Here is a 1,909-nt window from a genome sequence, read left to right as displayed (position 1 = left end):
GCTACGAACTCGTCGCGGAACCCCACGTGCAGGCGATCGCCGCCGCACTCGCGGCGACCCCACCCCACACGCAAGCCGCCGTAGTCGCGATGCCCCGCTCCGACACACAAGCCGTCCTGCCCCACCCCGCCGGACGATCCTGAGGAGGTCACCGTGCAGCACCCCTACACCCGCCTCCCCGAGCGGTCGTTCTGGCGTACCGCGGTCGCCGAACCCGACGCGCTCGACATCACCGACCTGTGGACGCCGAAGTTCGCGATCGGCCAGGACGCCCCCGTCGTCACCGCCGGTTCTTGCTTCGCCGCCCACATCGGACGAGCCCTCCTGGAGGAGGGCATGCACTGGTACGACGCCGAACTGCCACCCCCGGGCCTCACCCGCGCCGAACAGTCCGCACGCGGCTACCGTCGTTTCTCCTTCCGCACCGGGAACATCTACACCGCCGCCGCACTGCGCCAATGGGTCGCCTGGGCGCTTGACGAGGAGAAACCGCCCGAGGAGTTCTGGACGGAGGACGGCACCTCTCACGACAGCTCCCGCGACAACTCCCAAGGCACCTTCTACGACCCCTACCGGCCCACCCTCGAACCGACCGGCTTCGCCTCGCCCGACGACCTGCTCCGCTCCCGCGACATCACCCTCACCGCCATCCGCACCGCCCTCACCAAGGCCGACGTCCTCGTCTTCACCCTCGGTCTGACCGAGGCCTGGCACGACACGCGGACCGGCACGGTGCTGCCGATGTGCCCCGGGACCGTACGCGGCACCTTCGACCCCACCCGGCACGTCCTGCGCAACCACACGGTGGCGCAGGTGCACAGCGATCTGACGTCCGTGCTCGCCCTCGCCCGCGGCGTCAACTCCCGGCTGCGCATGGTCCTCACCGTCTCCCCGGTCCCCCTGACGGCCACCGCCACCGGCCGTCACGCACTCGTCGCCACCACCCACTCCAAGTCCGTACTGCGCGCGGCGGCAGGGCAGTTGGCGGACGAGACGGACGACGTCGACTACTTCCCGTCGTACGAGATCATCACCGGCTTCCCCTACCGGGCGGCCTTCTACGAACCCAACCTCCGCACGGTCACCCCCGACGGCGTGGCCTTCGTGATGCGGCACTTCTTCCAGGCCGTGCGGGGCCGGACCGAGCCCATCACTCCCACTGCCACCGCCGGCGGAGAGGACAACTGGTGTGACGACGCAGTGCTCGACTACTACAACCCCCGCCCGATTCCTGCTGCTGGGTGACTCCCACGCGGGCTGTGTCGGATGCGCCGCCCAGGACGCCGAACTACCCTTCGTGGGCGGCCCGTTGGGCTCCGGGCGCGACTTCTTGGGCCCCTTCTTCGACACGGACGGCACAGACCTCACCTTCCGGCAGACCGAGCCGCAGCGGCTCTACCGCGAGCACCTCGACACCCTCGACGTGAGCGCACTCGCCGGCCTGCCGGTGCCGCTGGTGTGCACCTTCGGCCTGAGCGCCCACACGGTGGCCACCCGCCAGAACTGGGACCTCTACCGCGACCGGCACGGCACCGTCCCGGACACCTTCCTGCGCGGCCGCCTCTTCGCCGACCTGGTCAGGGCGACCGTCCGGGGAGCGCTCGCCTTCTACGACCACGCCGTCGCCCTGGGCCTACGGGTGCTGGCACCCCTCCCGCCGCAGCGGGTCCCCGGCATGTCCGACCCGAACGTCTTCTTCGCCGCGCAGAACATCCTCGTCGACGAACTCACCGCACGCAGCGTCGAGTTGGTGGACCTGCGCGCCCGCGTCACCGACGGCACCGGTCTGCAACGCCCCGCCTTCTGCCAGGCGGACGACCCGATCCACGGCAACCTCGCCTTCGGGCGTCTCGTCGTATCGGAACTCCTCGACCGAGGCCTTTGAGCCCCCTGTCCCCTGTCCCCCTAG

General features: G+C 70.4%; 2 protein-coding genes. Both read left to right on the top strand.

Going from position 1 to position 1,909, the window contains the following annotated elements:
* Positions 1-153: 153 nt before the first annotated feature.
* Positions 154-1,245, top strand: a complete 1,092-nt coding sequence (locus tag ACNFOC_RS53880) for a GSCFA domain-containing protein (protein WP_416966241.1) — start codon at positions 154-156, stop codon at positions 1,243-1,245.
* The gene (locus ACNFOC_RS53875) at positions 1,190-1,885 is read left to right on the top strand and encodes a hypothetical protein (protein WP_416966240.1); all 696 of its coding nucleotides are present in this window, start codon (positions 1,190-1,192) and stop codon (positions 1,883-1,885) included. The genes ACNFOC_RS53880 and ACNFOC_RS53875 overlap by 56 nt, the downstream gene beginning before the upstream one ends.
* The last annotated feature ends 24 nt before the right edge of the window (positions 1,886-1,909 follow it).

It is taken from the genome of Streptomyces colwelliae (genome assembly GCF_048158785.1).
Classification (GTDB): Bacteria; Actinomycetota; Actinomycetes; order Streptomycetales; family Streptomycetaceae; genus Streptomyces.
This window is presented reverse-complemented; position numbering and strand designations above follow the sequence as displayed.